This window comes from Corynebacterium sp. S5S1, assembly GCF_001913985.1.
Taxonomy (GTDB): Bacteria; Actinomycetota; Actinomycetes; order Mycobacteriales; family Mycobacteriaceae; genus Corynebacterium; species Corynebacterium marquesiae.
In genome coordinates this window covers 1-4810 of record NZ_MKXT01000057.1, presented here as the reverse complement: position 1 = coordinate 4810, position 4810 = coordinate 1, and the positions used below count along the sequence as shown (strand labels likewise).

General features: G+C 54.4%; 4 protein-coding genes. 2 read left to right on the top strand and 2 right to left on the bottom strand.

Annotation, left to right across the window (positions count from 1 at the left end; translation table 11 throughout):
• Positions 1 to 493: 493 nt before the first annotated feature.
• The gene (locus tag BKN05_RS11575) at positions 494 to 1804 is read left to right on the top strand and encodes a threonine/serine exporter family protein (protein WP_232619495.1); all 1311 of its coding nucleotides are present in this window, start codon (positions 494 to 496) and stop codon (positions 1802 to 1804) included.
• Between the two features lie 323 nt (positions 1805 to 2127).
• Complete coding sequence (locus BKN05_RS11570; RefSeq protein ID WP_286688699.1) at positions 2128 to 3447, top strand: MFS transporter; 1320 nt, start codon at positions 2128 to 2130, stop codon at positions 3445 to 3447.
• Between the two features lie 257 nt (positions 3448 to 3704).
• Here BKN05_RS11570 and BKN05_RS11565 read toward each other — a convergent pair whose 3' ends face one another.
• Both BKN05_RS11565 and BKN05_RS11560 read right to left on the bottom strand, forming a co-directional pair.
• Entirely contained in the window at positions 3705 to 3995 is a 291-nt protein-coding gene (locus tag BKN05_RS11565; protein ID WP_225745835.1) for a YrhK family protein, read from the bottom strand.
• A 57-nt stretch (positions 3996 to 4052) separates the two neighbouring features.
• The gene (locus tag BKN05_RS11560; RefSeq protein ID WP_286688698.1) at positions 4053 to 4724 is read right to left on the bottom strand and encodes an amino acid permease; all 672 of its coding nucleotides are present in this window, start codon (positions 4722 to 4724) and stop codon (positions 4053 to 4055) included.
• Positions 4725 to 4810: the final 86 nt, after the last annotated feature.

Sequence of the window (4810 nt, the reverse complement as noted above, 5' to 3'; positions counted from 1 at the left end):
AATACGCAAAGGCCACGTGCCCTAAACCACGCAGTCCACCAACACAAAATGTCGTTTACCCCGACACGCCGGAAAACAACACATCTTGTCGTTTAACCCCCATGCATCGCTTTCCGACGCCCACCCCTTCCTCCACGCCCCAACCTGCAGACCCCTAAAACAGCTCCAACGCCCGAGCCTCGCTTGGGGCCACAGGGCGCTGGAACTGGTTCTCTCTATCTCTCTTGCGTTCTCTCGAACACGTAAATTCAAGGTAACGCGCTAGGCTGCCATAGGTCTGAAATTTGTCTGTGAATATAGTGGCAACCATTTGGGGAGGGTAAAAATAGCTCAACCAGGTTACGGGTATAAAAGGTGGAGGCCTTTGGATTGCTGAACATGATTCACAAGAGGCTTCTTTTGCGTAAGATTTTAGGAAAGCTACAAGCGCGCTATCGGGTTGGGGTGGGCAAGTCTTTAATTGTGCGCCGAGAGCAATGTCAGAGGAGGAGATATGGCACAACAATTTGATCCAGAGATGCATCGGCAAATGGGTGTCGAGGCGGACGTTGTATTGCGGGTGGGAATGCTCCTAATGGGTGCCGGCACCTCTGGTTATCGCGTACTTAGAGGGATGAAACGGAGTGCGCGAGCTTTGGGCTTTGACCATCTAGATGCCACAGTGGGTCTGACGCAGATTACCTGTACGTTTCACCGCGGCGAATACTTCCGGACGGTCATTGCTCGGCAACATTCGCCTGCAGTTGATGCCTCTCGGATCGAAGCCTTGGAAGATTTAACCCACAACCGCCTCTACGCAGGGATCACTGCTCAGGAGTTAGCGGCGATGCTGGATACTATTGAGCATAATGTCAAAAAGCGCTGGGGCGGTCTAATCCTTTCTTTCGCTGCCGCGATCGCATGTGCGGCGTTTGCGTATCTTAATTTTTTCCCGCTGGAAGCAGTGGGGTTGGTTGCTTTGGCGGCGTTTGCAGGCCAGTTTGTTCGTTATACAGTTCTCCACCGTCACGTTCATCAAATTGGAGGAGTGATTGCTGGTGGAGCGACGGCAAGCATAGTTTTCTTCTTGTTGACGGAATTTTTCGGGGCCATAGGCTTGGTGGAACCCAGTGAACTGTCCTCGGGTTTTGTGGCGGCCGTTTTATTCCTGATTCCCGGGTTTCCGCTCTTCTCTGCTTTGATCGACATAGCCCGCTTTGATCTTGATGCGGGTATTGTCAGGTTGGGGTATGCGTTTACCGTTATATTTACGGCCGCCTTCACGGTCTCAATGGTTAGCTGGCTGACTAAACTTAGCCCTGACCCACCTGCACCTGCACAGGATATGCAATGGTTTCTGTTGGCGCCGCTGGCAAGTTTTCTGGGCATTGCTGGGTTTGCTTTTCTTTTTAACTCTTCGCGCCGCATGGTCTTAGTAGCGGCGTGTGTTGGAACCGTGGCAAATGAGCTTCGTTTGATTCTAATTCACGCGGGAACAACCATTTTCTTTGCAGCCTTTGTGGGGGGATTGCTTATCGGGTTGCTGGGGGCAGTAGCTTCTAAAAGGGCGCGTCTTCCTCGTATTACAACCACCGTTCCGGCCGCGGTGATTATGATCCCAGGGGTGACGATGTTCCGGGCAGTGTTTTATTTGAACGATGGTCAGATGGATCAAGCATTGGCCAATGTAGCAACTGGAATGATGGTAGTTGGATCTATTGGTGCCGGTTTGGTCTTTTCTCGCCTGCTTACTGATAAGGATTGGGCGCTGGGCCGTCTCATTGATTTTGATAAAAAGCTTCCGCAAAGGCCTTCGTCCGCGTGATGCTTAGACTCTTGTTAGAGAGTCCTGTTGCCCTGTGGAAACTGCAGGGGGTTCTCTATCTCTCATATGCGCTGTCTCCAACGCCCGCAATCAGTATGGGGCACTGGGCCGTAGCACCCATGAGGTCTAGCTGTTGGGTTGCTGTTAGTGGCTGGGAATGGGGTGGGGAGGGCGTCGGAAAGCGGGGCAGGGGTGAAGCTGTGCAACATTGGCAAATGAAAGTGACGTAGGACATAGTTCGTTTCTGTAGGCTGGAAGATATGCGCGTAGTCTGGCTGCGCCGTTTCACATGCTTGTATAGCTACAGAATCGAGGTGAGGAGCATGTCTCCTCTCACAGCCCAACCCCCAGCCAAGAACGCCGAGCAGGCGCAGGTGGAAGATACAGAAGAAACTAAACGCCAAGATCGCTCGGCCATTAAGGCGGCGTTTATCGGCACGTTTATTGAGTGGTTCGATTATGCGGCCTATATCTATATGTCGGCGATTATCTCCCGCGTGTTCTTTCCGGAGATGGAAGGCCGCCGCGCGCTGATTATGACGTTTGCGCTCTTCGCGCTGTCGTTCCTGGTGCGGCCGTTGGGAGGCATTGTATGGGGTCACTTCGGTGATAAATACGGGCGCATCCACACGCTGACGGTGTCTATTGTGATGATGTCGGTGGCTACCGCGTGCATCAGTTTCCTGCCGGGGTATGGCACCATTGGCTTTGCCGCCTCCATCTTGCTTTTGCTGTGCCGCATGGTGCAGGGCTTTTCCGCGGCCGGTGAGTATGCGGGCGCGGCCACGCACTTAGCCGAGATTGCTCCTGCAGGCAAGCGTGGCATTTACTCCGCGGTAGTGCCGTCCGCGACGGCCTCGGGCCTGCTGTTGGGCTCGCTCATTGCTGCGCTGTTGACTGGAGTCCTCGATGATGCCGCCCTGGATTCCTGGGGTTGGCGCGTACCATTCCTCATTGCGCTGCCTTTGGGGCTGTATGGCCTGTGGATTCGCCGCAACACGGAAGAGTCCTCCCACTTTGAGGACCAAGATGAGCCAGAGGAGTCCCCGTTGCGTGAGGTCCTCAAGTATCCCAAGGCCCTGGCGATTGCCTTTGCGGGCGCGGTGCTCAACGCCATTGGCTTCTACGTCATTTTGACCTACCTGCCCACTTACCTGTCGGAGGAGTTGGGCATGGCCGCGACGCCGGCGTTTATCGCGTCCTCGGTGGCGTCCGCATTCTATGTGGGCTTTGCCTTGCTTACCGGCATGCTTTCGGATCGTCTTGGTCGCCGCACGACGATGCTGTGCGCGGCTGCGTTCATGGGTGTGTCCATCATTCCGGCCTTTATGCTTCTCGATGGCGCCGGGCTCCTGCTTGTCATTATCATCCAGGTGTGCTTGGGCGGCGTGCTGGCGCTTAACGACGGCGTCCTGCCCTCCTTCCTTTCCGAACAATTCCCCACGCACGTGCGCCTGTCCGGCTTCGCACTGACGTTTAATACGGCTAATGCTGTCTTTGGCGGTACCGCTCCCATGATTGCCACCTGGCTTATTGATGTCACAGGCCTGCAGCTTGCTCCTGCCTTCTATTTGGTGGCTGCGGCGCTGGTGACCGGAACTGCGGTGCTATTCGCTTCGAAACACAATAAGCTGCACCAGTAGCGCTTCGGCACAAGGTAAAACGCCTGCGGCCCTCGGAACCAAAAGGAACCGAGGGCCGCAGGCGTCTCTCTCTACAAGGTGTTTCCATGTATCGGCTTAAGCCGCCCTCTGGAAACTGAGGGGTTCTCTCTATCTCTCTCGTATGCGCTCTCTCAAACGCATGATTTAAGTATGGGGCATGGGGCTGCTACCACAATGGATTGTGCCTGATAAGTCCCTGCTAGTTGCTGAAAGTTTACTGCTAGCCCATCTGCGGCTTAATAGTCATAACTTTCGGCAGTGTTTGCATCTGCGCCAATGCGTTGCAGGTGTGTGCGGCGCTTTAAGCGGATAGCCGGGCGGGCTGCCATGCCGAGGCTGCCCAGAAGGTAGAAGACGGTAGCGACCATCGACAAGCCGGCAAGTGTTAGCACCGAGCCGAGGATAAAAACCACGGAGATAGCGATGTCATTGGCGATGGAAAACGTCTCGTATTTGTTTTTAAGTTTGATTTCGTTATTCTGCCCGAGCTTGATTTTCAGGTCGGGATCCTTTTCCTGTTCTGACATGATGTCTCCCACCCTGCCAGAGAGGAAAAGGCCTTGTCGAACCATGTTTTTGTGGGATTATTGGAACATTCCCCAGATGGTGGCGAAGAGCACAATAAGTCCCATGATCGCCACGAAGAAGTTGGTCTTTTTACCGCGGAAGCGGGCTAGTGCCTCCACACGGTAGATGACCCAAATAGGCAGCAGGTAGGTCATGAAGGCGAAGAAGACGCCGCCTACGACAGAAATCATGTCCAGGATCGAGGGGTTGAAAATTCCTACTAGAGACGTGGTGATGAAGATGAAGAGGTAGGTCCACAGGTCAAGCGTGCGCGCAGACATCTTCTTTGTGGCTTTCGGGGCGGCCAGGTTGAAGAGGTACTGGGTACCCTCGATGGTGCCAAGGGCGTGGCCGAAATAGGACGAAGCCACTGCGCAAATAACCACGATGGGCGCCATGTAAGCCATAAATGGGGTGCCGGTTTCGTTGGCGAAGTAGGAAAGTACCGGCAGGTTCTTGTCATTAGCTTCCTGCATGCCGTCCGCGCCCATGGCCAGGGCGCAGGACCAGACAAAGAACATGGTGAAGATAGTCAGCAAGATGGCGGAGTTGCGGATAACCTTATCGGACTGTGCGTGGTGGTCCGCGCCGTATTCCTTTTCCATGCCCAGCGAGAACTGGGAGATCGCAGCAACGAAGGAGAAGGAGAAAACCAATACGGGAAGGATAAGGATGATGGGCGGAATCAAGCGGTGGATGCGCCACGCTTGAATAGTTCGTTAAGTATTTCACGTGGGGTTGCGCCGCCGAGGATTTGTCGGGGTGTTTCGTTGAG